The sequence below is a fragment of the Streptomyces sp. NPDC019531 genome (genome assembly GCF_044903305.1).
GTDB lineage: Bacteria > Actinomycetota > Actinomycetes > Streptomycetales > Streptomycetaceae > Streptomyces.
Genome location: NZ_JBJDQL010000005.1, coordinates 259,052 through 283,136, shown reverse-complemented (window position 1 = coordinate 283,136; position 24,085 = coordinate 259,052). Strand labels below are relative to the sequence as shown.

General features: G+C 73.1%; 16 protein-coding genes and 1 pseudogene. 4 read left to right on the top strand and 13 right to left on the bottom strand.

The window, feature by feature from the left end; translation table 11 throughout:
* Nucleotides 1–5: 5 nt before the first annotated feature.
* Together ACI2L1_RS09210 and ACI2L1_RS09205 are read left to right on the top strand one after the other, a co-directional pair.
* On the top strand, nt 6–422 hold the full coding sequence (locus tag ACI2L1_RS09210) for an acyl-CoA thioesterase (protein ID WP_404738670.1): 417 nt from the start codon (nt 6–8) through the stop codon (nt 420–422).
* Nucleotides 419–1,087, top strand: a complete 669-nt coding sequence (locus tag ACI2L1_RS09205) for a hypothetical protein (RefSeq protein WP_404738669.1) — start codon at nt 419–421, stop codon at nt 1,085–1,087. Before ACI2L1_RS09210 ends, ACI2L1_RS09205 begins: the two co-directional genes overlap by 4 nt.
* On the opposite strand, the gene ACI2L1_RS09200 is transcribed toward ACI2L1_RS09205, so the two are convergent.
* From ACI2L1_RS09200 to ACI2L1_RS09185, 4 genes are all read right to left on the bottom strand, one after another.
* Complete coding sequence (locus ACI2L1_RS09200; RefSeq protein ID WP_404738668.1) at nt 1,088–2,050, bottom strand: ABC transporter ATP-binding protein; 963 nt, start codon at nt 2,048–2,050, stop codon at nt 1,088–1,090.
* A gap of 148 nt (nt 2,051–2,198) precedes the next feature.
* Nucleotides 2,199–4,970: an FtsX-like permease family protein gene (locus ACI2L1_RS09195; RefSeq protein WP_404738667.1), complete on the bottom strand. Its 2,772-nt coding sequence runs from the start codon at nt 4,968–4,970 to the stop codon at nt 2,199–2,201.
* Nucleotide 4,971: 1 nt separating this feature from the next.
* Nucleotides 4,972–8,196, bottom strand: coding sequence for an FtsX-like permease family protein (locus tag ACI2L1_RS09190; protein WP_404738666.1), 3,225 nt, complete (start codon nt 8,194–8,196; stop codon nt 4,972–4,974).
* 170 nt (nt 8,197–8,366) lie between these two features.
* Nucleotides 8,367–8,780 (bottom strand): globin, encoded by a 414-nt coding sequence (locus ACI2L1_RS09185; RefSeq protein WP_404738665.1) that lies wholly within the window; start codon nt 8,778–8,780, stop codon nt 8,367–8,369.
* Between the two features lie 68 nt (nt 8,781–8,848).
* Here ACI2L1_RS09185 and ACI2L1_RS09180 point away from each other — a divergent pair, with 68 nt between their 5' ends.
* A complete protein-coding gene (locus ACI2L1_RS09180) occupies nt 8,849–9,835 on the top strand; it encodes a methyltransferase domain-containing protein (protein WP_404738664.1) in 987 nt (328 codons plus the stop codon).
* 75 nt (nt 9,836–9,910) lie between these two features.
* On the opposite strand, the gene ACI2L1_RS09175 is transcribed toward ACI2L1_RS09180, so the two are convergent.
* From ACI2L1_RS09175 to ACI2L1_RS09145, 7 genes and pseudogenes are all read right to left on the bottom strand, one after another.
* Nucleotides 9,911–11,770: an FHA domain-containing protein gene (locus ACI2L1_RS09175; protein WP_404738663.1), complete on the bottom strand. Its 1,860-nt coding sequence runs from the start codon at nt 11,768–11,770 to the stop codon at nt 9,911–9,913.
* Nucleotides 11,771–11,819: 49 nt separating this feature from the next.
* Nucleotides 11,820–13,166, bottom strand: coding sequence for a VWA domain-containing protein (locus tag ACI2L1_RS09170; RefSeq protein WP_404738662.1), 1,347 nt, complete (start codon nt 13,164–13,166; stop codon nt 11,820–11,822).
* A 100-nt stretch (nt 13,167–13,266) separates the two neighbouring features.
* Nucleotides 13,267–14,573 (bottom strand): annotated as a pseudogene (locus ACI2L1_RS09165) (PP2C family serine/threonine-protein phosphatase).
* Between the two features lie 3 nt (nt 14,574–14,576).
* Nucleotides 14,577–17,072: a tetratricopeptide repeat protein gene (locus ACI2L1_RS09160; protein ID WP_404738661.1), complete on the bottom strand. Its 2,496-nt coding sequence runs from the start codon at nt 17,070–17,072 to the stop codon at nt 14,577–14,579.
* Between the two features lie 22 nt (nt 17,073–17,094).
* A complete protein-coding gene (locus ACI2L1_RS09155) occupies nt 17,095–18,411 on the bottom strand; it encodes a hypothetical protein (protein WP_404738660.1) in 1,317 nt (438 codons plus the stop codon).
* A 52-nt stretch (nt 18,412–18,463) separates the two neighbouring features.
* Nucleotides 18,464–19,528 carry a glutamate ABC transporter substrate-binding protein gene (locus ACI2L1_RS09150; RefSeq protein WP_404738659.1) on the bottom strand — a complete coding sequence of 355 codons (1,065 nt, stop codon included), beginning with the start codon at nt 19,526–19,528 and terminating at the stop codon, nt 18,464–18,466.
* Between the two features lie 14 nt (nt 19,529–19,542).
* A complete protein-coding gene (locus ACI2L1_RS09145) occupies nt 19,543–20,958 on the bottom strand; it encodes a hypothetical protein (protein WP_404738658.1) in 1,416 nt (471 codons plus the stop codon).
* 254 nt (nt 20,959–21,212) lie between these two features.
* On the opposite strand from ACI2L1_RS09145, the gene ACI2L1_RS09140 reads away from it, so the two are divergent.
* The gene (locus ACI2L1_RS09140) at nt 21,213–21,800 is read left to right on the top strand and encodes an AAA family ATPase (RefSeq protein WP_404738657.1); all 588 of its coding nucleotides are present in this window, start codon (nt 21,213–21,215) and stop codon (nt 21,798–21,800) included.
* Here the strand turns inward: ACI2L1_RS09140 and ACI2L1_RS09135 are convergent.
* Nucleotides 21,788–22,759 carry an N-acetylglucosamine kinase gene (locus ACI2L1_RS09135; RefSeq protein WP_404738656.1) on the bottom strand — a complete coding sequence of 324 codons (972 nt, stop codon included), beginning with the start codon at nt 22,757–22,759 and terminating at the stop codon, nt 21,788–21,790. The two genes, ACI2L1_RS09140 and ACI2L1_RS09135, sit on opposite strands and share 13 nt — an antisense overlap.
* The gene (locus ACI2L1_RS09130; RefSeq protein ID WP_404738655.1) at nt 22,750–24,015 is read right to left on the bottom strand and encodes a 6-phospho-beta-glucosidase; all 1,266 of its coding nucleotides are present in this window, start codon (nt 24,013–24,015) and stop codon (nt 22,750–22,752) included. The genes ACI2L1_RS09135 and ACI2L1_RS09130 overlap by 10 nt, the downstream gene beginning before the upstream one ends.
* Nucleotides 24,016–24,085: the final 70 nt, after the last annotated feature.

Below are 24,085 nucleotides of genomic sequence, written 5' to 3'. Positions count from 1 at the left end.
CGATCTTGCGTCACCTCTACCGCTGCCCGCTGCGCTGGTCCGACATGGACGCCTACGGTCATGTCAACAACGCCGTCTTCATCCGCTACCTGGAGGAAGCCCGGATCGACTTCCTCTTCCGGCCGGAGAAGGACTTCAAGCAGGGGTCGGTGGTGGCGCGCCACGAGATCGACTACAAGCGGCAGCTCGTCCACCGGCACCACCCGGTCGACATCGAGCTGTGGGTCTCGCAGATAAGGGCGGCGTCCTTCACTATCACCTACGAGGTGAAGGACGACGACCTGGTCTACGTACGGGCCTCGACGGTGGTCGTGCCGTTCGACTTCGAGGCCCAGCGGCCGCGCCGGATCACCTCGGAGGAGCGGGAGTTCCTTGAGGAGTACACGGACGACGACAGCAAGGAGGAGGCCGTCGCCGCATGACGGTGCTCCATCTCGCCGATGAGTCGGAGGCGGCCGACCTCGCCGCCTTCCTCTCCCGGCTGCTCCACTACGACCGCTCGGCCGCCGTACGCCTCCAGGGCGCCGGCACCGCCCTCGCCGTGTTCGGGCGGCCGCCGTCCTTCGAGGTACTGGCGATCCGGGCGGTGCGCCTGGCGAAGCCGTACGAGAACGGACTGGACGTCACACTCGATGTCACCGTGTCCGCGGGCGAGTTGCTGGAGTCCATCGACGAGCCTGCCGGTACGGCTGTCGTGCCGCAGGCCGTGACCGGACCGCCGTGGGCCGGGATGCTCCCGCCGCGCGGTGGCTGGCGGGCGGTGACCGGGCTGCCGGAACCGGAGGCACTGCGGGCGCTCGTCCATGCCGGAGTCGCCGAATTCCGGTCCCGTACCGAGGAGTTGGGCCCCGAGGGGCGTACACGGGCCGAACTCGACCGCATCGGGCGGGAGATCTGGTCCCGGACCGTGGCGGACACCCGGCTTCCGGTACGGGCCGTGCACGCGGCCCAGTCCCTTGGGTTCCTCCGCGCAGGCGGGGAGTTGGGGCTGTTCTCGTCAGGGGCGTGGCTGCGGCTGCGGACGCCCTTCGGGTCGATCGCCGTACGGCAAGGGGGACTTGGGGCGCTCGGCGTCAGCGTGCGCTGATCACCGGTCGAGGTCGGCGCTGTCGTCCGGCCATACACCGATGTGGTCCGGCTCCAGTTCCAGCGCCACCCGGTCCCGCATGCCCAGCGCCTCCGTGTACTCCTTCGGGAGCTGGAGGCGGCCCGCGCGGTCCAGCATCGCGTACTCCCTCGCCACCAGCGTCTCGTGGCCCGTCGTCGCGTCCACCTCGCTGCGGCGCAGCACCTCCGTGGACGTACGGCCGTCCCTGATCGCCACCGTGCGGCGGACCTCGCCCGCCACCGCCTGGTCGTGGGTGACGATGACGATCGTCGTGCCGAGGTGTTCGTTGGCCGTGCGGAACGCGGCGAAGATCTGTTCCGCGGTGTGGGAGTCGAGTTCGCCGGTCGGTTCGTCGGCCAGCAGGACCGCGGGGTTGTTGGCCAACGCGACCCCTATCGCCACGCGTTGCTGCTGGCCGCCCGACATCTGGTGGGGGCGGCGGTTGCGGCAGCCGGCCACCTCCAGCAACTCCAGCAGTTCCAGGGCGCGTTCGATGTGGACGCGGCGGGACCTCCTGGTGCCGGTGAGCTGGAGGGGGAGGGTGATGTTCTGGGCCGCGGTGAGGTAGGGGAGGAGGTTGCGGGAGGTCTGCTGCCAGACGAAACCCACGGTTGCGCGACGGTAGGCCAGGCGGTCCTTCGAGGTCATGGTCAGGAGGTCGTGGCCCGCGACTCTGGCCGCGCCGGCGGTGGGGGTGTCGAGGCCGGCGAGGATGTTCATGAGGGTGGACTTGCCGCTGCCGGACGCGCCCACCAGGGCGAGGAGTTCGCCCTTGCGGACGAGGAGGTCGAGGCCCTGGAGGGCTTGGACCTCCACGCCGTCCGTGGTGAAGACGCGGACGAGTCTGTCGCAGGTGATCAGGGCGTCATGGCCGTAGGTGGGGCGGGAGCGGGCCTGGTTCGCCTTGTGGGCGAGGTCGGTGAGGGTGGGGTTCGTGGTCATGGCGCGTCTCCTGAACAGTTGCCCTGGCGGTCGGGTTGCGGGCGGCTGCGGGTCGGTGGGGGCTGGTCGTGCCTGCGCGGCGGAGCCGCATGTCGATACAGCCCCGCGCCCCTGGGTGCGTGCAGGCTGCGTACGTCATGACGGAGCCTCATCTCGCGTCCCCCGCCCTCAGCTCCCGCACCGACCCCCGCCTCCCCGACCACCATGCCTGTCCGACCCCCATCCCCACCGCCAGCAGCAGGACGGCCGCCGCCGGGATCGCCAGGGACAGGGCATCGGTGCGCAACTCCGCTCCGACCGAGGAGGGTTGGGCCGACGGCAGCGCGATCGCCGTCAGGTCGATGCCCGGGGACAGCAGGTGGATCGTGGCCCAGCCCGTCAAGGTGCCGCCCAGTGCGGCCAGGATCGCCTGGGGGAGGGACTCCAGGATCAGCAGGCGGCGGCCCGCCGCTCGGGTCAGGCCCATCGTGCGGAGGCGGGCCAGCAGGGCCGTACGTTCCGGGGACGAGCGGAGGAGGGACAGGAAGAGGGCCAGGACCGCGTATCCCGTGCCCGCCGCAACCGCCGTCGCGTAGACGCCTTCCGCGCCGGACTGGAGCGGGGAGTCGACGTAGCGTTCGCGTTCCTCGGACTTCAGGTGCACGGACGCCGCCTTCGGGGCGGCCTTGCGTATCGCGGCCCCGTCCAGGGACTTCCCCGTCAGCAGCACCGTCGTCGGCCGGGCCGCCGCCGGGCTCAACGCCTTACGGTTCACGACCAGGAAGTCCGATCCCGGCACCGCCGGGGTGCGGTCGACGACGGTGGTGATGCGGACGGTGAGCGTGCTGCCGTCCGGGAGGAGGACCGGGAAGGGGCGGGTGCCGTACGTTCGGGCGGTTGCCGTGGCGGCCAGGGCAGGGGTCGCGTTCCCGGCGGTCCCCTCTCCCAACCGGGCCGCCTCGAAGGCGCCCATGTCCGTACGGGACGACAGTGCCGCGTAGTCCACGGGGTTCACCCCGACCAGCGGCAGCGACTGCGCGCCGTTCTCCGGCTTCGCCTCGGCGGTGACGCTCACCGCCGACAGCGCGCTCACTCCCGGTGAACGGCGCAGCCGGTCCGGCAGCCCCGAGGGGAGCGGCGCCGCCGTCTCCACGCGCGCGTCGGCGCCGATCGCGAGGAGGGCCGCGTGGTCGCGGGCCTCCCGCACGCCCGCGAGGACCGAGCCGCCGAAGGCCGCCGTGGTCAGGGCCGTCAGCAGGGCCAGGAGCGGCAGCACCGCCGAGGCCGAGGTGCGGCCCGCCCGGGCCAGGGACAGATGGGCCACCGCGCCGCGCAGGCGGGCGGCCGGACGGGCCAGCCCCCGCAGCGGGAGCGGGTACAGACGGACCAGGACCAGGGCGGCGATCACTCCCACCAGCACGGGCGCCAGGGAGACGAGGTCGTCGGAGGAGCCCGAGGTGCCACGCCGACGCAGCGACTCCACCGCCCCCGCCGCCAGCACCAGCAGCGTCAGCTCGGCGACCGTACGGCGCCGGGACGGCCGTACCGACGACACGTCCTCGCGGCCGGTGTGGACGCGGACCCGGCGGTGGGCGGCCGCCGCTCGCAGGGGGAGGGCCGCGCAGGTGACGACGGTGACCGCCGTGGCGGCCGCGATCGCGTACCGGAAGCGGCCCTCGGGAACCGCGAGCAGCGCGGCGCCGAGGCCCAGGGCGCCCGCCGGGACGGCCACGACCGCCGTCTCGGCGAACAGGCGGGCCGTGAGACCCCGCAGGGAGGCACCGCGGGCGCGCAGCAGGGCGAGTTCGGTGCGGCGGCGGTCCGCGGTGAGGCCGCCCGCCATCAGCAGGACGACGGCGGCGACCGCGCCCGCGCCCACCGCGGCGACCGCCACCAGCGGGGCGACACTCTCGCGGAGCCGGTCGTAGGCGATGAGGACCTCGTCGAGGTCGGTGATGATCTCGGTCTGGCCGTCGATCGCCGTCAGCTCGGTCACCGGCCCGTCGATCTCCATACGCAGCTCCCGCAGCGCCGGACCGGCCTCAAGGGAGGCGAGCGCGGACCGCAGGGCCGGGGTGTCACGGGCCCGGAGAGCCTGCTCGGAGGGCGCCAACTGCCAGTAGCGCTCCGGGCGTCCCGGGGTGGCCAGCAGGACCGGGGCCGCCTCGGGGGCGATGAGCAGGGCGCCGGACCAGTACATGTCCACGGACGGCGCGGGCTCGTGGATCAGGGTCGGGGTGCGCAGGAGGGAATGGGTGGACCAGTAGGCGCCCTCGGGGTCGTGCGGGGTGACGATGCCCGTGACGCGGATGGGGAGTGTACGACCGGCGGCGGGTGAGTGGATCACCGAACCGACCTTGATGTGGAGGGACTTGGCGGTCTCGGCGGTGACCGCGGCCTCCAGCTCGGGTGCCGTGGCGGTCACTCGGCGGTCCGCACGCGGCAGCCGTCCCCTGGCGACCGAGGAGTGGGCGCCGAGGCCCGCCTGGGCGACCAGGGTCACTTCCGCGGGCTTGCCGGTCGGCCTCGGCAGCCACAGGTCCGGTACCGGGATGTTCACGGTGGTGCGCACGCCGTACGTCGACTGGCCCGGGTCGAGGACGAGCGGGCGCGGGACGCCGGCGCGGACCTCGGCGTACTGCCCGGCCAGTACGTCCGGGCGCAGGGTGTCCTCCCGTTGGGCGGGGGACAGCATCATGGACGGCTGCGGGGCGTACACCTCGATGCCGGTCCGGTCGGGACGGGCCTGCTCGGCGGCGCGGCGCAGTCCGGCGTCCTCGTAGCGGTCGACCGCCCGTGGGAACGCGGCCGCGAGGCACGCCGTCAGCGCGACCAGCAGCGCGAGCGCGCACGCGGTGCCGGGTGCGGTCCGCAGCCGGGTGCGGACCCAGGGCACGGTCACCGAGGGGACCCCCGTCCCGCGCACGGTGAGACGCCTCATCTCACTCACCCCCCTCACGCAACGCCCGCGCCGGATCCGCCCGCCGCAGCGCGAGTGCCGCCGTGACCAGGAGCGGGGCCAGGGCCACCGCCGCCAGCAGTACGGCCGCCTGCGGGAGCGGGAGTTGGACCAGGACCCGCGGGACCGGTCTGGTCGCCTCGTCCGTCAGCACGATCAGCGGGACCACCGCCCGGGTCAGGACCGTGCCCAGCAGCGCGCCCACGAGCAGCGCCAGCACCACCAGGACGCCCTGTTCCACGGCGACCGCGCGGGCCAGCCGGCGGCGCGGGGCCCCAAGGGCGCGCAGTACGGCGAACTCGGCGCCCCGCTCTCGCAGCGACCCCGCCGCGCTCACCGCGAACCCGACCGCGGCCAGTGCCGCCGCCACCCCGGCCGCCGCGGTGAACGCGGCCTCGGGGCCCGCGCCGAACGGGTCGTCGCGCAGCTGCCCGGCGAGCTCGTCCCGCACCACGACCTGCGCGGGGTCCATGTCGGGCCGGGCCCGCAGCGCCGCCGCGACCTTCTCCGACCCGCCCGGCTCCGTCGTCAGCCACCACTCGGTGGGCTCCACGCCATGGCCGTACCGGTCCTGCAGCACCCGGTTCACGGACCGCAGATCGACCAGCAGGGCCCCGCCGGTGTCCGCGGCCGTGGGCAACTCGCTCACCGAGCGCACGATCCGCACCGACACCGTCTCGCCGCCCAGGGGCACGTCCAGGCTGTCTCCGAGGGAGGCGCCCGCCGAGGCGAGGAAGCGCTCGGTGGCGACGGCGGTGATCGTGGCCGGCTTCGGCTGCGAGGCCTTCATCCGGACCGTCAGCGATCCCACACTCCAGGTGTCGTCGGACGGGATGTACCCGGTGCCGTAGTCCACGGTCAGCCGTCCGGATCCCGAACTCAGGTGTGGCGCGGTCGGTTTGGGCCTCGGATCCGGCGTCGAGGACACCCCGTCGCTCCGCGAGGCGACCGTCCACGCCGTGGGCAACGGCAGCCGCCGTACCGTCCCTTCGGTACTCGTAACCGTCAACTCGGTCACGGTGAAGCGGTGTTGCTCGGCCTCTCCGTTCGGTACGGAGACGACCAGCTCCAGATCGGTGAGGGTCAGCGGGCCCCCGGACACCTGGACGTCCAGGGCGTGGGCGCGGCCGTCGGCGGGGAGTTGGCCGGCCGGGAGCCGGTAGGGAGTGCCGTAGCGGTCCTCCAGGGTGACGGCGACCTGTGCCGTCGTACTCGGGACGGAACCCCGCAGGGATGCCGTCAGCCGCAGCCGGGCCGTGTCCGCGGGCACCTTCACGCCCGTGGTCGAGCCCTTGGGGCCGAGGCCCTGGAGGAACGGCCCGGAGTGCAGGTCGGGACGGATGAGCATCGAGGCGCGCGAGGTGTCGAGGGCCAGCACCGTCGCCACCCGGCTACCGGACAGCGGGAGTTCGGACCGGGCGCCGGGGGCGGTCCGCCGTACGCCCGGCACGGCCGCGTACTGCTCGGTACGGCCGAGACCCGCGTCCCCGGAGGTCAGCACCCGCACCGGTGCCCCGGCCCGGAAGTCGGCCTGGTCGGACTGCGAGCGGTCCCAGGAGGCGCCCTGTCCGATCGCCAGCATGCCCAGTGCCACCGCGAGCACCAGCAGCAGCACCGGTCCCGCCCCGCGCATCGGGCGGCGGGCGATCTGCCAGCCCGCCATGGCCGCGGTCAGGCCACGCCCGCCGGTCGCCCGGCGTTCGGCGAGCCGGGCCAGCGGGGGCAGCAGCCGCAGCGTCAGCACCGTGCCGGCCAACAGCGCGAGCGCGGGCGCGGCCACCAGCAGCGGGTCCACGCCCAGCGTGCCGGAGGTGTCGTCGGACACCGCACCGGAGGTCTGACGGCTGAGCTGACCGTACGCCACCCCGGCCACGGCCAGCAGCCCGAGGTCCGCGCCCGAGCGCACCGCACCGGGCAGCGACCGTGCCCGGCCGCGCGCGAAGGACGAGGTCAGCGCCGGCACGGTCACCGCCAGCGCACACCCGAGCGCCACTCCCGCGGCCACCAGCCACACCGCGGGCCGCCCGCTCCCAGGCACCTCCAGGTGCAACCCGATCCGGGCCAGCGGACCACGCTCGGCCAGCAGCCGGGTCAGCGGGCCCGCCAGCAGCGGGGCACACAGCAGCGCGGGCAGTGCGAGGAGCAGGGCCTCCAGGGCGGCGAGGCCCGCTACCCGGGCCCGGGAGGAGCCGCGCGCCAGCAGCAGCCGGCTCTCACCGCTGCGTTCACTGCTCAGCAGGCCGGCCACCAGCAGCAGGGCGCAGCCCGCGAGCAGCACCAGTTGCAGGGCGACGATCAGAAGGGTGGAGCGGGAGACGAGCAGGGAGCGGTCGGTGCGGTCGAGGACCTCGGGAAGGGAGGTGGCGGCGGTGGTCGCGCCGCCCAGCGACGACTCCTTGCGCAGCGCCGCGTTCCCGGCGAGGGCCGCCTCGCGCAGCGCGTGGGTGCGCGCGGTCGTCACCGCCGCGAAGTCGGCCGACGCCAGCCAGCCCGACGCCCCGGCGCTCACCGTCCCGGCGGTCAGCACACCGGGATCGGCGAGCAGGGGGCCGTATGTCGTGAAGTCGAGCTTGTTGACGCCCCGCCCGTGCAGGTCGTCGAGGAGCCAGTACGGGTCGTCCGCGCGGACGGGCCGGTACAGGCCGGTCACCGTGACCCGCACCGCCGGGCCGCGCAGCCGGTCGGCGAGGGTGAGGCGGGCGCCGGGGCCGAGGCGGAGGGCGCGGGCGGCGGACTGCGGGAGCGCCACCTCGACGAGCCCGTCAGCGGGGCCTGGCAGCCGCCCCTCGACCAGCCGCACCCGGCTGCGGTCCAGCGCCGCGAAGTGGGTGAGATCAGGGTCCCCGGAACGCGCGGACTCGGGCTGCAACGACCGCGGCAGCGCGTACGGGCCCGACCGCAGGAACGTCCGCACGGTCACCGGTAACCCGTCGAACGTCCGCCGCGCCACCTTGCGTACGGCGGTGTCGGCGGCCGTACGACGGTCCTTCGGTACGTCGGCCTTGACGACCAGGGCGGTGTCGGCGGCGTTGCGCGGGTCCTGGAGGGCGTGGCGCAGGGCCGCGTCGCCGATCGCGCCGGAGTAGGCGGTGAGGGTCGCCAGGACCGCGGTGGTCAGCAGGACCGTGAGCAACGCGGCGGCGAGCAGCAGGCGGTGCGCCCGCGCGCGCAGGAACACGAAGCGTGCGATTCCCCCGAACCCCGTCACCCGGTCCCCCACCGTGTTGTCCAGACCTCCGGGCGAGGATGTCAGAGGGGGCGGTCAGGGGTAAGCGCTTGTAGCGCGGGCTTGACCGGATTGTGACCGGAATCCGGCGACCGCTGCCCGGAAAGCGACCGGAATCCGGGACTCAGTGGTCGGTGTTCAGGCTGCGGTGTTCAGTCTGCGGTGTTCACCATCGAAGCGGCCGCGTACGTCAGGTAGTTCCACAGCTCCGTCTCGTGCTCCTCGGACAGACCGAGCTCGTCCACGGCGTCCCGCATGTGCCTCAGCCAGGCGTCGTGCGCCTCGCGGTTGACGGTGAAGGGGGCGTGGCGCATGCGCAGCCGGGGGTGGCCGCGGTTGTCGCTGTACGTCGTGGGACCGCCCCAGTACTGCATCAGGAACAGCACGAGCCGCTCCTCGGCCGGCCCGAGGTCCTCCTCGGGGTACATGGGCCGCAGTATGGGGTCCTCGGCGACTCCCGCGTAGAAGCGGTGGACGAGGCGGCGGAAGGTCTCCTCCCCGCCGACCTGCTCGTAGAAGGTCTGCGTCTGAAGCGTGCCGCGCCGGATCTCTTTCACACCACCCATGGTCTCAGACGGGGTGGACCAGGACTCAAGGCTTAGGACCTCTCGCGCTCAGGGTGCAGAGTGGAGGTATGAGCGCGCATGCTCTCGACAGGGACCTCGCCGAACTCGCCGCCTCGGCACGGGCGGCGCTGGTGCGGGAGATCGACGCGAGTGGGGCCTGGGCGGCCGACCCGGTGTGGCGGGAGGCCTTCGAGGCGGTGCCACGGCATCTCTTCGTGCCGTACTACTACGTCGGCGTCATGGGGGGCTACGAGCGGCGGTGGGGCGAGAACCCCGACCCGCGCGCCCGTGAGCGCTGGGTGCGCGGGGCCTACGGCGACGCCCCGCTGGCGACCCGGCTGCGCGACGGGGAACTGGTCTCCTCCAGCAGCCAGCCCTCGCTGATGGCGATGATGCTGGCCGAGCTGCGGGTGCGGGAGGGTGACCGGGTCCTGGAGATCGGCGCAGGCACCGGCTACAACGCGGCGCTGCTCGCGCACCGGCTCGGCGACGACTCGCTCGTCACCACCGTCGACCTGGAGCCGGAGATCACCGAGGCGGCGCGCGGACATCTGGCCGCCGCCGGGTACCACCCCGTCGTCGTCACCGGCGACGGCGCGCGCGGGGTGCCCGAACGCGCCCCCTTCGACCGGATCATCGCCACCTGCACCCTGTCGTCGGTCCCGGTCGCCTGGCTCGCGCAGTGCCTGCCCGGTGCCCGGATCCTGGCCCCGCTCGCCACCGGCCTGATCGCCCTGACCGTGCGGGACGCCGGGCACGCGGAGGGGCGGTTCCTGCATACGCCCGCCTACTTCGTGCCGTTGCGCGGTGGCGACCGGCACGACGAGGAGTTCGTCGAGCTGGGCGGGATCCCGCGCCGGGCCAGGGAGAGCGAACTGTTCCGGTTCCTGCTGGCGTTGAGCCGCGGCAGCCTGGAGCCACGGGAGGCGTACGCGCTGTGGGAGCGTGAGGGACGGCCGCCTCGGGAACGCTACGGCGTCACGGTCGAGGCGGAACGGCAGTGGGCGTGGCTGGACCAGCCGGAGGGACCGTACACCTGGCCCCTCCTGGGCTGAGCCGACCCAGGGACGCGGGGAACCGCGCGACCAGCCCCCACCGGCCCGCAGCCGACAGACCGCCCTGGGGCAGCCCTAGCCCCGCCGAATCGTGATCGTCGTCCACGCCCCCACATGCACCCGGTCGCCGTCCTGCAGCGGAACCGGCACGAACGGAGTGATCGGCTCTTCCGCGCCGTTGACCGTGGTGCCGTTCGTCGAGTTCTGGTCGACGACCGCCCAGGAACCGTCCGGCTGCTGCACCAGCACCGCGTGCTGGTGCGAGACACCGGGGTCCTCCGGCGGCACCGACAGGTCGACGTCGGGGGTGTCGCCGGTGGAGTGCCGGCGGCGGCCGATGGTGATCTGGTTGCCGGTGAGGGCGCGCTGCTGCTCGGGCGAGTACGCGGGCAGGTTCAGGCCCGCGGCCTCGGGGCCCGAGCGCTGCATCATCGCCATGAAGTAGTCGCGGTCCGGGCCGATCGTCGCCGTCCAGGTCGCGGGCTGCTGCGGGAAGGACGGGCCGGGCGGGCCGGGCGGGGCCTGGGTGGAACCGGGCTGCGGGTAGCCGTAGCCGCCGGGGCCACCAGGACCGCCGCCGGGACCGGGCGGGGAGATGACCCAGTCGTCGGCTCCGCCGCCGAAGGACGGGCCGCCCTGTTGGGGCCGGCCGGTCTCCTGCGGGAAGGCGGGCGGGGCCGGTGCGCCCTGTGCCTGGAAGGCCTGCGGGGCTCCGCTCGTGGCACCGGGGCCGGGGGGCGGCGGGACCGGGCGGGAGGGGTCGGCGCCGAAGTTCGGCGGACCACCGGGGCCACCGGCAGGACCGGAGGGGCCGCCCGGGAAGCCCTGCGGGCCGCCAGGACCGGACGGACCGGGCTGCGAAGGACCGCCGCCGAAGCCCTGCGGGGCGCCGGGGCCACCCGGACCCGAGGGGCCGGGCTGCGTGGGGTTGCCACCGAAGCCCTGCGGGCCGCCGGGGCCGCCAGGGCCGCCAGGACCAGCGCCGGGGCCCGAGGGGCCGGGCTGGGTGGAGCCGGGTTGCGGATAGCCGTAGCCGCCGGGACCGCCAGGACCGCCAGGACCGCCGCCGGGACCACCGGGTCGCGAGGGGTCACCGGGGAAACCGGAGGGGCCGGGGCCGCCGGGTCGGGAGGGGTCACCGGGGAAACCGGAGGGGCCGGGTGAGCCTGGGCGGCCGGGGTCGCCCGGGAAGCCCTGCGGGCCGCCAGGACCGGAAGGTCCGGGGCCACCGGGACGGGACGGCTCGCCGGGGTAACCGGAAGGCCCGGGGCCGCCGGGGCCGCCAGGGAAACCGGAAGGGCCGGAGGAGCCAGGTGCGCCGGGGCCGCCAGGAGCTCCGGGCCGTCCCGGGTCACCGGGGAACCCGGACTGACCACCGGGGCCACCGGGACCTCCGGGCCCACCGAAACCACCAGGACCGGCACCGGGACCACCAGGCCCGCCCGGACCCGAGCGGCCCGACTGCTCCGAGCCGAACGGGATCGGTTCGGCGGGGCGGTTCACCTGGGACGGGCGCGAGCCCTGGTACTCGTACGAGTCACCGCCGCCGCCGAAGGACGGACCCGGCGCCGGCTGCTGCTGGAAGTGCGAGGGCGGGCCCCCGGAGCCGGCCGGCGGGCGCGGGGCGGCCGGGGTGTATGACGTCGCCGTGTTCGTCAGGAAGTTCCACCGGCACTCCTCGCAGAAGGGCGCACCGCCCTCACGGGGCGTACGGCACTGCGGGCAGAGCTCCGGCTCGGCGTCCGGTACGGCGGACAGATGCGGACGTCCGCCGGGCTGGCCCCCGGGGCCGCCGGGCGGCGGGAAGCCGTAGCCGCCCCCACCCGGTGCGGGCGGCGGCGGAGGGGGCGGAGGTACGGCACCGGCCATGCGGTGACCGCAGACCTCGCACCAGTCGTCGGAACCCGACTGGTGTCCGTTCGGGCAGGTCGGCATGTCGGCGCTTCCCCCTCTCGGATCAGGGAACTTCTACGTCGGTAACTGTCTACTTCTTTACACGAACTGTCTTTGTCGACCGTGTCTCGAGAGTCATCTCGTCGGCCTCCTCGACCTTCGCCTTCAGTCGCACAGTACCTGTCGTGGCGTCGACCACGTCGACCACCTTCGAAAGCAGTTTCGCAGTATCGGCGTTCCCCGAGTCGTTCGCGAGCTGGACGGCCCGGCCCAGTTTGGCCGTCGCTCCATCGATATCGCCCGCTTTGCGCAGATCGAGGCCCTGTTGGATGGCCTGTGCCAGTTCGGCCTGGCCGGTGTAGTGGGCGACCTGCGGGTTGATCGACGTCGAGGCGACCATGTCGTCGGTCCAGACGGCCCGTACGAGGCCCTGCGCGCCCAGGTTCTGGGCGGTGCCGTCGGGCTGTGGGACGACCAGCGAGACCCGGGCGGCGAGCATCTCCTGGCCGAGGTTCGCGGACGGGACCTCGACACAGACGTGGTAGTCACGGGACTCGTCTCCCCAGGAGCCCGTGGGGTAGTCCCCGGCCCGCGGACCGGCCTCGGTGCGGCGGTCGGTGAGTTCCTCGACGGTGGGCGCGACCTGCTTGACGAACTTGATGGTGGTGCCGACCGGGGTCCACACCCGGAGGGCGACGTCCGCGACCTCCTTGCCCATGGCCGCCTCCATCATCTGCGTGAAGTCGGCGGCGAGCCCCGCCGGGTCGGCGACGATGTCGGCGGTGCCGAGCAGGGCGGAGGCGATCCCTGTGACTTCTTTCACTTCCCAGTCGGTGCCCACCCCGCGGGCGTCGCAGGTGAAGCTCCCGGCGCAGGCGTCGAGGGAGGCCTTGAGGTCTTCCGGTGACTCGTGTTCGTTGCGGCCGTCGGTGAGCAGGATGCCGTGGCGTATGGCGACGTCCGCCGAGGACAGCAGGCGGTCGGCGAGGCGCAGCCAGGTGCCGATGGCCGTACCGCCGCCTGCGCTGAGCTTGCGCAGGGCCTGCTTGGCCTGATCGCGGGTGGTGGCGTCGGCGACCGCCAGGCGGCCGTTACCGGGGTACACCTCTTTCGCCACGTGTGTGCCGCCGATCACCGCGAAGTGCACGCCGTCGCGCAGGGTGTCGATCGCGGCGGACGTGGCGTCGCGGGCGTTGCGCATCTTGGTCGGCGGGTAGTCCATGGAGCCCGAGCAGTCGACCATGACCGCGACCGCCGCCGAGGGCCCCTGGCCCGCCGCGTACAGATGGGGTGCGGCGACCGCGCTTCCGATCGTGCCGCCGCCGGTCACGGTCACCGTGACGATCGCGTTGACCTCGCGGCCGCCCTCCGGCAGGAACTCGTTCTGGTAGACGTCCATCGAGAACTGCGGCACGTTCGACTTCGAGAAATTGGCCATGCCTACTCAAATCCCCCTCGGAAACCTCACAGTCGTGAGGTGATGGCTGATCGCGGACCGGTCCCCTCCGGTCCGCCGAGGTACCCCCGTGTGTGTGGCCTCAGGCCGATCCTGCCCCCTGCGAGGGGATGGGGAACGGCACGACGGCCACTGTTACGTTGTCGTGGCCCCCGCCGTCCAGGGCGTGGCCGACCAGGACCCGGGCGCTGTGCAGGGGGCGCGCGGCGGCGTCGGCCGGCACGGCCTCCGCCATCTCGTCGGCCGCCTCCGCGTAGTTCCACAGGCCGTCCGTGCACACCACCACCACACCAGGCCGGTCCGGCTTGAAGGAAGCGGTGTGCGGGTCGAGTTCGTAGGCGTCCGCGCCGAGCCAGCCGGTGATCGCGTGGGCGCGCTCGTCGGCGTACGCCTCGGCCTCGTTCATCAGGCCCGCGGCGACCATCTGCGCGGCCCACGAGTCGTCCTCGGTGAGCCGGGCCGGGGGTGAGCTGCGGTCCGCGGGAACCCAGTAGACCCTGCTGTCGCCGACCCAGCCGACGACCAGCAGGCTCGGGGTGACGACCGAGCTGACGATCGTGCACGCGGGGGCGTTCTGGTGCGGCTGGTGTTCACGGGCCGTGGCGGGCTCGTTGGCCAGGGAGTTGACCGCGCGGGAGGCGGCGACGATCGCCTCGTGCATGGCCTGCTGGGGGTGGGTGCCCTGCGGCAGGGCGGTCAGCAGGGCGTCGGCCGCGGCCCGGGACGCGGCCAGGGAGGCGTCGTCGGGGCGGGTCGCGGAGGACACGCCGTCGCAGACGACCGCGAAGGTCGCCGGCGAGCCGTCGGGCAGGAGGGTGTTGCCGAGGGTGAAGGCGTCCTCGTTGCGGTGGTGGCGCAGGCCGCGGTCGCTGACGGCGGCGATCGGCCCGGCCTCCTGCTCCATGTGATCGCGCTCGCGGGGCTGGGCGTGACCGCAGTTCTCGCAGTAGCCGTCGTGGTCGACTCGGCCGGCCCGGCAGGCCACGCACACCTTGGTTCCTTCGGCTGGGGTGGGCAGTTCGGCGGTCACCCGTGGGTCGGCGCCTGCAGAACGTACTCGTCGGGCTCCGGCGGGCGGTCGAAGCGCACACCGGAGGCGGGGGAGACCGGCGACCCGACGACCGGCCCCGACCGGGGCAGTTCATGATCGCCGGAGGCGGAGCCCTGGAGGTCGGTCGGCAGATGGAGCTCGGCCGGGGGGTGCGAGACCTCCGGCCAGGGGCCGCCCGGGGGCGCGCCGTTCATGGCGATGGTCGGGTGGTCGTCCGGCTGCGCCGGTACCGCGGACAGGTCGTATCCGCACGCACCGCAGAAACGGTCGCCCGACTCAAGGGGTTCCTCGCAACTCGGGCACCTCGACAGGGCGGTCTGCTGGGGCATCTGCGACATCAACTACACCCACGTCCGGGGGCGGTAACGGTTGGCTCGTTCCACCAGGTCGATCCTCTCCTCGCCGCCCTGCGCGAGCCGGGCCAGCGTGCGGTAGGCACGCTCCAGGCCGAAGCGCAGTCCTCGCTCGTCCAGTCCGCTGCCGAGCAGTGCCCGTCCCCCGGCGGCGGGAGCGACGGATTCCTGGCCACCGGAGAGTATCCAGTCCAGGGCCGCGCCCAGCACCTCCGCCGACAACTGCTCGCGGCGCGCCGGATCCAGACCGTACGCGTCCAGCGCCTCGACCTGCCCGGCGGCGGCGGTCAGGTCGTCCAGGAAGGGTACGTCGGCCGCCGTCGCGGTGCGTTGACGCAGCCGTGCGCGGACGGCAGCCACCCGGGCGGCGGTGTAGTGGATGGAGGACTCCGCCACCGACTCCAGCGTCTTCACGGCACTACGGCGGTCCCCGGTCGCGAGCTGTACGCGGGCCAGGCCGAACGCGGCGCTCACATAGCTCGGGTCGGTCGACCAGACCAGGCGGTAGTACTCCGCGGCGTTGTCGAGCTGGCCGAGCACCTCCGCGCACAGGCCTAGGGCGAGCTTGGGGGCGGGTTCGCCGGGGAAGGCGTCGTAGATCGCGTCGAAGGCGAGTGCGGCGGCCTCGTGGTCGCCGGTCACCAGCGCGGCGACACCCCGGTACCAGACCACCCGCCAGTCGTCGGGCCGCTCGTCCTCAAGGTGTCGCAGCGCCTCGTCCGCGGTGTGCGCGTCGCCGTTCTCCAGCCAGGCCCGCACCTGCCGCAGCCGCGTCTCCGCGGAGGCCGCCGGCGCGGCCGCGAGGGCACCGAGCAGCTCGGCGGGCGCGGTGGTCATGAGCCCGGCGAGGAAACCGGCGTTGGGGTCGGAGGGGTCGACGTGGGGGACGGGGAGCGCGAGGGCGGCGACGGCAGCGTCGGCCGGCTTGACGAGCGCTTTGACGGCTCCGGCGCCGACTGCACTGACAGAGGGTTTCCGCGACGGCGACACCCGCACTCCCAACCGTGACACCTCCCCGTCCAGCCTCGGGAACAACTCCGTGTCGGTGACCCGGACTTCGGGACCGAAGAGAGTGGACAGGGCCGGGCGCGCGCGGCCCGTCTGCAGCGAGACGACCTCGCGCAGAACCCCCGTCAGCTGCTCCGACATCTCCTGCGCGGAGGCGAAACGGCGGGCCGGGTCGGGGTCGGTCGCCCGGACCAGCAGGCGGTAGAAGGACTCGTACTGGCGGAAGACCTCGATGTTGTCGGGGTCGGGGAGCGAGTCGACGAAGACGTTGGTGTAGCCCTGGAAGTCGAAGGCGAGGACGGCCAGGGTGCGGGCGACCGTGTAGAGGTCGGAGGCGACGGACGGGCCCACGTCCGCGACCTCGGGCGCCTGGTAGCCCACCGTGCCGTAGATGGCCGACTCCTCGTCGTCCATCCTGCGCACCGCGCCCATGTCGATGAGCTTGAGCTGGTCCTCGGTCTGGATGGCGTTGTCGACCTTGAAGTCGCAGTACAGGAGGTTGCGGCTGTGCAGGTGGCCGAGCGCCTCCAGGGCCTCGATGCCGTAGGCACAGGCCTGCTCCACCGGCAGCGGATCCCGCTTGCCGGCGGCCGAGCGGCGGCCGTTGGCGATCTCCTTGAGCGACTTGCCGCCGACGTACTCCATGACGATGTAGCCGTCGAGCGAGCCGGTGCGCTGGTCGAGGTGCTCCACGAAGTTGTAGATCCGCACGATGTTGGAGTGCTCGATCTCCGCGAGGAAGCGCCGCTCGGAGATCGCGGCGGCCATCGCGTCCTGGTCACCGGTGTCCAGCAGGCCCTTCAGGACCACCCAGCGGTCGGACACCGCGCGGTCCACGGCGAGGTAGACCCAGCCGAGGCCGCCGTGCGCGAGGCAGCCCGCGACCTCGTACTGGCCGTGCACGATGTCGCCGGACTTCAGCTTCGGCACGAACGAGTACGGGTGGCCGCACTTCGTGCAGAACCCCTCCGTGCGCCCGGCCCGGTCCCCGCGCGAACGCCCCACCGGGGCCCCGCAGTCGGAGCGTGAGCAGAACCGCTTGCGCTCGGGCACCTCGGGGTTCTCCAGGACCATCTCGCGCGGGTCGGGCCGCGGCACCCCGGGCACCTCGACGAGGCCCGCACCGAGCCGGCCCCGCCCGGTCGAACCGGCGGACGAGCCGGAGCTGCGCACCGACACCGAACGGCTCGTGGACTTCCCGGAGACCGAGCGCGAGAGCCGTCCCGACACCGAGCGTCGTGACTTCGACGAGTGCGAGGACGTACGCGAGGAACCACGGCTGGTGGAACGGGAACTGCCGCTGCCCTGCGAGCCCTTGCCGCCTCCGGTCAAGCCGGTGGGCGCCGAACCGCCCGCGCCTCCGGCCGAGACGACCGGCGCGAGGCCGCAGGTGTCGCAGTACAGCTCGCCGCCGCCCATGTCCTCGTAACCACCCTCGCAGCCGGGGCGCTGGCAGGGCTGCTGTGCCTGACTCATGACGCTGAACCCCCTTGGTCACTCACGCTCCGGGCCCCCTACGGTCCTGCGGCACCCGCGGGGCGCCCAGCAGTTCGGCGGCCGCGTGCTGGTAGCGCAGTACGGCCTGTTCGGCGACCCGCAGGTCGCAGGGCGCGCTCCACAGCATCCGCCGGGCCGCGTCGTAGCGCTCGATCAGGAACGGGTCCTCGGCCAGGCCGTGCCGCGCGACCTTCGCCTTGTACGCGTCCAGGCGGCCACGCAGTTCCGCGCGGACCGCGAGCGGCTGGGTGACCGCGGTCAACGACTCGCGGGCGCGCAGCAGTTCGTCCTCCGCCTTCTGCTCCAGGGACTCCAGGAGCGGGGACAGGCGGTGCCACTGGGCGTGTCTGCGGTACTCGGCGGCCGTCGCCAGCTGCTCCTGCAGCACGGTCGGCGGTCCGCCGACAACAGGCACCTCCGTCGCGGCGATCTTCGCGAGGACCTCACCGCGCGCGGTGCGCGCCTCGGCGAGTGTGCGGTCGGCGCGGGAGAGCACGTCCCGCAGCCTGACCAGCCGGGCCTCCGCGTCCTGACGGACGGTGAGCACGGCGTCGATCTCCCGGCGCACGTCCTCAAGGGCCCGCGCCTCACGGTCGTAGGACGTGGTGTCCGGCTTTCCGCCACCGGGCGCCGAACTGCCCTGGGCGCGCTGCCAGAAGGCCAGCGGGTCGGAGATCACCTGCTCGCGGAGCGAGGTGAGGGTGCGGGTGATGCGCTCCAGGTCGTCCCCGGCCGGGTGCTCTCCGGGGCGCACGCCGACGGAGTGCGCGAGCTGTCGGGTGCGCTGGAGTTCGGCGGCCAGTAAGTCGATGCGGGCGGGCAGCGCCGACCACACCGCGTCGGCGGCGACCACCATGTCCAGGCTCGTCGCGTACAGCTCGTTCATCCGCTCGACGAGTGTGACGAGCGAGAACTGTTCGCTCAGCTTGCTCGAACTGCCCTGCAGAGTGGGTGCGTTGGCCGTGGCGGTCGCCGAACCCGCGATCGTGACCGCCTCACCGCGCAGCAGCTCGGTCAGCTCCACCAGGTCCTCGCGGCTGGACCAGCGGCGGCGGGAGCGGATCTCCCGGGCGGAGCGCAGCGCGTCCGTGTACGCGTCGAAGTACGCCCACAGCAGGGTGATCGAGGCGTCGGCGGACGTCCAGCACTCCTTGGTGACGCCGGTGAGGTCGGCTCCTTCGAGGAGCCTGCGGCCCGCGTGGTCCTGCAAGGCGAGGAGCGAGGTCTCGATCGCCTCGTGCTCCGCCCCGAGCCGAGCCAGCGCACGGTCCACCTCGTCCCGGTCCATCACCGGCCCGGGAGGTCCCGTGACGCCCATCGATCACCTCTCGCTGCGAGTCGTCGTCGTATTGAGGCTGGTTGCCTGTCTGTCAGCTCTTGCGCAGGTACCGCGGTGGGGGCGGCTCCGACTTCGCCGAGTCCTCGTCCAGTGTGGCGGACAGCCACCTGTTGTACGACGCCTGCCAGCCGTCGGTGGTGTCCCTTCGGTAGTCCACCAGAATCTGGTTGACCCGGCGTACCAGGTCGTCGGCGTCCTTCTTCATCGCCACGCCGTAGTACTCGGTGGTGAAGGGAGAGCCCTTCAGTTCGACCGTGGGGTCCTGGGCGGCCTGGCTGGCGGCCAGCGCGCCGTCGGTGACCACGGCGTCGACCTCGCCGAGCTGGAGCCTGACGAGGCAGTCGAGTTGGTTGGGGACGGTGGTCCTGATGTTCGCGGAGGTGACGAGATCCCCCGAATCCTTGTCCTCGTCCAGCTTGCTGAAGGCGGTCGAGCCCTCCGCCGTGCAGATTTTCTTGTTCGCCAGAGTGCTGTTGTAGCCCTTGATGTCCGAGGACTTGGGGGCGAGGACCTGCTGGCCGGTCTTGAAGTACGGCGCCGAGAACGCCACGTCGGACAGGCGGGAGCAGTTGATGGTCATCGTGCGCACGATCATGTCCACCCGGCCCTTCTGTATGGCCGGGATGCGCTGGTTGGTGGGGATCGCCTTGAACTGCACGGCGTTCGCGTCACCGAGGATGTCCTGGGCGATCCGGTGCACCAGGTCGATGTCGAAGCCCTCCAGGTCGGCCTCGGCGCCGCCGTTGGGGTTGCGGTAGCCCCAGCGGTAGCTGTTCTGGTCGACACCGACGATCAGTTTGCGCTTCTCGCCCTGGCGGGCCTTGATCTTGTCGATGGTCGGGCCGTCCGCGCTCGAAGGGGACAGGGTCTGTTCCTCAGGGTGCGCCTTGATCGTCGGGTTGTCGCACGGATCGTCGTCCGCCGCCTGCTCGGCGTGGGCCACGCGCGTGCCGCCGGTGCCCATGCCGCCGTCGCCGTGCGACTGGGTCAGCGGCAGCAGCAGTGCGAAGGCGAACACCAGGGCGCAGACGACCGCCATCGCCCCGACACCGCCCCAGCCCCTGAGACCGGCCCGCACACGTCCACGCATCCGCATCGTCACGCCCCCTCTCACCGGTACTCCGACAGCCTGCGCCCGATGCCCAGCACCGCACCGGCCGCGCCCAGCACGGCCAGTACGGCGGCACCCACCGAAAGACCGGTCATCGCGTCCAGACCGTCGCCGGCCGACTGCTTGAACTCGGCCTCCTCATGCGTCAGGGCCGTGGCGAGGTTCTTGTCGACGCTGTCGAAGCACTCGCCGGTCGCGCCCTTGCCGCCGATGACCCGGGTGAGCGCCTCTTCGTAGTTGCCGTTGTCGTCCTGCGCGCGGGCCGCGGTGTGGCGCTGCTTCCACACCGTCATGTTGCCCTCGGCCGCGGTGACCGGCTTCTCGCCGCTGCTGTCGTCGGCGAGTTTCGACGCCTCGGCCAGGCCCTTGCCGAGGGTGTTCATGTCCTGGTCGAAGTCGTAGTCGTAGGCGTCGTACGTGACGTCCTCGCCCTGGGCGTTCTTCTTGGTGATGGTCTCCGCGCCGCGGGCCACCAGGGTGAGGTTCTCGTTGCCGCGCGCCTTCAGGGAGGCGATCCGGGCGTCGTGCAGCACGTTGAGCGAGCGTACCCCGTGGTCGTAGGAGTCGTTGAGACCCGCGCGCGCGACGGTGTGGCCGACGACCAGCCACAGCAGCACCACGGTGGCCGTCGCCGTGGCGGCGACCAGACCGTGGTTGAGGACCCGGTTGGTGCGCCGGTAGTTGCGGTGCTGGGCCCACGCGAGCCCCGCGAGGGCCAGCACGCCGAGGCCGATCGCGGCCCACGGGTAGGGCGTGGCGTCGGCGTAGTCGGCGCGCAGCCGCCGGTTCTCGCTCGTGTAGAGGTTCTGCGCCTTCGGGAGCATCTCCTCCTGCATCTTCTCGTTGGCGTAGCGCAGATAGGCGCCGCCGACCGGGAAGCCCTGGCGGTTGTACGTACGGGCCCGCTCCACCAGGCCCTTGTACTCCGGCAGCAGGGTGTTGAGTTCGGCCACGGTCTTCGCCGCCGGGGAGTCCGGGTCGGAGTTCGAGGCGGCCTTGACCAGACCGGCCGCGGCCAGGTCGATGTCGTCCTCGTACCGCTTGCGGGAGTCGGGCGTCTCCTGACCGCCGGCGAGGAAGCCGCTGGAGGCCGCGGTGTTGGCGTCGGCCAGGTACCGGTAGATGTCGGCGGCGGCGCTGCTGAGCGGCTGGCTCTTGTTCAGCACGTCGTCCGCGGCGGCGGCCCGGTCGTTGGTCTGCCAGGCGGTCACCGCGCCGAAGAGGACGACGAGCAGGGCGAGTGCCGCGCCGATGATGCGCAGCCGGCCCGGTTCGGTGGTGGCGGCCGCGCGCACCTGGTCGAAGCCCTCGGCGAAGGCCGTACGACGGGCGGGTGCCGCCTCCGGCGCCGGCGCGGGCGGGGGTGCCTGGGAGGCCGGAGCCGGAGGGCCCGGCTGCGGCGGTACGGACGGCATGGTGGGCACCCCGGAACCCGGTGGCGCCGCGCTGCTCTTCGGCGGGTGTGTCACTGTTTGACCTCCCCCATGGTCATCCGTCGCCGCAAGTATCGCTGCCGGGACCGACATCCGCACCGGCCTTGGCTGGATCTTGATCGGATCGCATCGGATCGCCTGCGCACGGCCCGGCCGCGCCCCCGCACCACCCCTTGCCCATGAATACGCCATGGGAATCGGTTCGGTTCCCCCTGGGGGCGCGTAGGGTCGCCGTCGTGCGCGGGGTATGTGTGGTGATGATCGGCGGAACGTCCAATACCGGCAAGTCCACGGTTGCCGGGGCGATCGCCGAGCGGCTCGGCTTCGAGCACCGGTCGACGGATCTCCTGGCGAGACACCCGGGGCGGCCGTGGCGTACGCCGGAGCGGGAGGTGCCGCCCCATGTGGCCGAGCACTACGCGACCCTCGACGTGGACGAGTTGATCGACTCGGTCCTCGCCCACTACGAGCGTCTGTGGCCCCGCATCGAGGAACTCGTCGGGGCGCACGCCACCGGACCGGGCCTGGTCCTGGAGGGCTCCGCGCTCTGGCCGGAGCGGGTCGCGCTGCTGGACGCCCCGCACACGGCCGCCGTATGGCTCACCGCTGACGAAGGCGTCGTGCGCGCCCGGATCCGTGCGGGTGGGTGTTACGACGAGGCGTCGGAGGGGGAGCGGGCCCTGATGGACAAGTTCCTGGCACGGAGCGTGCGGTATCAGGAGCTCATGGTGGAGGCGGTGGACCGACTGGGACTGGCCCGCGTCGACGTCGGGACGGAGTCCGTGTCCGCGCTCGCCGACGCGGTGCTCGGTCAGTTCTCGTAGTACGCCCGTACTCGCGCCTGCACCTCCGGGGGCGCCCCCACCCGGTCAAGGCCGAGCAGGGCGGCGCCCAGGACCGGGCCGGCCGTCACCACCCGCGGTACGGCCTTGGGGGCGCGCACGGCGAGGAGTTCGCGTACGCCGTCGTCCAGTTGGGGGTGCCGGGCGGCCAGGACGCTGCCGCCGAGCAGGACCGGGGTCGCCTCGTCGAGAAGATCGAGGCGGGTCAGTGCCACCGTGGCCATCGACACCACCTCCTCGGCCAGGCGGTCGACGAGCGAGCGGGCCACGCGGTCACCGGCGGCGGCCGTGGCGAAGAGCACCGGCGTGAGTTCGTGGCGGCGGGCCGGGGCGATGTCCTCCAGGTGCAGGGCCTCGACGAGGGCGTACATGGACGGCAGTCCGAAGTGAGCCGGGAGCACGCGCGCGAGGTCGGTGTCGACGCCCCGCCCGTCCTCCGCGCGGGCCGCGTGCCACAGCGCCTCCTCGGCGAGGCCCCAGCCGCCGCCCCAGTCGCCGGAGATCCGGCCGAGCGCCGGGAAGCGGGCGGTACGGCCGTCGGGGCGCATGCCGACGCAGTTGATGCCGGCGCCGCACACCACGGCGACCCCGCGCGGTTCGGTGACCCCGGCCCTGAGGATCGCGAAGGTGTCGTTGCGGACCTCGACGGCAGCCCCCCACGCACGTGCGTGCAGTGCCGCCGCCAACTGCTCCTCCTCCACCGGGAAGTCGGCGTTGGCCAGACACGCCGAGACGTGCTCCACCGAGCTCACCCCGGCCGCGGCGAAGGCCCGCTCCACCGCGTCGGCGACGGTGTCCACCGCCGTCTCGACCCCCACCACGGGCGGCCGGAACCCACCGCCGCGGGCCGTGGCGAGGACGCTTCCGTCGGCCGCCACGACCGCCACGTCGGTCTTGCTGTTGCCCGCGTCGACGGCTAGGACACATGCGGTCAGGCCCACGCGAGATGCTCCCGGTTGTGTGCGATCAGTCGGTCGGTGAGGGCTTCGGCGTACTCGTACTGGCCGATGAGGGGGTGGGCGAGCAGCGCCTTGAAGACCCGCTCCCGGCCGCCGCGCAGGGCTGCCGTCAGCGCCAGGTCCTCGTAGGCCGTGACGTTCGCCATCAGCCCCGCGAACAGCGGGTCCACGGAGGGCACCGCCAGCGGGGCAGGCCCCTTCGGACCCACCGCCGCCGGCACCTCGATCACCGCGTCGTCGGGCAGGAAGGGCAGCGTGCCCCGGTTGAGGGTGTTGACCACCTGGTAGGGGCTGCCGCCCCCGCCGAGCAGCCCGGCGGCCAGGTCGACCGCCGCCTCCGAGTAGTAGGCGCCGCCCCGCTTGGCGAGCAGCTCCGGCTTCTCGTCCAGGGCCGGGTCGCCGTACATCTTCAGCAACCGCCGTTCCATCTCGGCCACTTCGGCGGCCCGGGACGGCTTGGTGCGCAGTTCCCGTACGACCTCGTCGTGTGCGTAGAAGTACCGCAGGTAGTACGACGGGACCACCCCGAGCCGGTCGAGGAGCGGGCGCGGCAGATGCAGGTCGCCGGCGATCGCCTCGCCGTGCTCGGTGAGCAGCTTGGGCAGCATGTCCTCGCCCTCGGGGCCGCCCAGCCGTACGCCGGTCTCCCAGGTGAGGTGGTTCAGGCCCACGTGGTCGAGGTGCACGTCAGCGGGCGTGACGCCGAGCAGCCCGGCGAACTTCCGCTGGAAGCCGATCGCCACGTTGCACAGCCCGACCGCCTTGTGCCCGGCCTGGAGGAGCGCGCGGGTGACGATCCCGACCGGGTTGGTGAAGTCGATGATCCAGGCGCCCGGGTTGGTGCGGCGGACGCGTTCGGCGATGTCGAGGACCACCGGGACCGTGCGCAGCGCCTTGGCGAGGCCGCCCGCGCCGGTCGTCTCCTGGCCGACGCAGCCGCACTCCAGCGGCCAGGTCTCGTCCTGCTGACGGGCGGCCTGGCCACCGACGCGGAGTTGCAGCAGCACGGCGTCGGCGCCGTCCACGCCCGCGTCCAGATCGGACGTGGTGACGATACGGCCGTCATGGCCCTGCTTGGCGAAGATGCGCCGGGCCAGGCCGCCGACCAGTTCCAGACGCTCGGCGGCCGGGTCGACGAGGACGAGTTCCTCGACGGGCAGGGTGTCCCTGAGCCGGGCGAAGCCGTCGATGAGTTCGGGGGTGTAGGTCGAGCCTCCGCCGACCACTGTGAGTTTCACTGCAGGCTGCCTCGCTTCCGGGCGCGGGTGCCGGTGTTCATCGGCCGGGGGTCCGGGGGTTGTCCCCCGG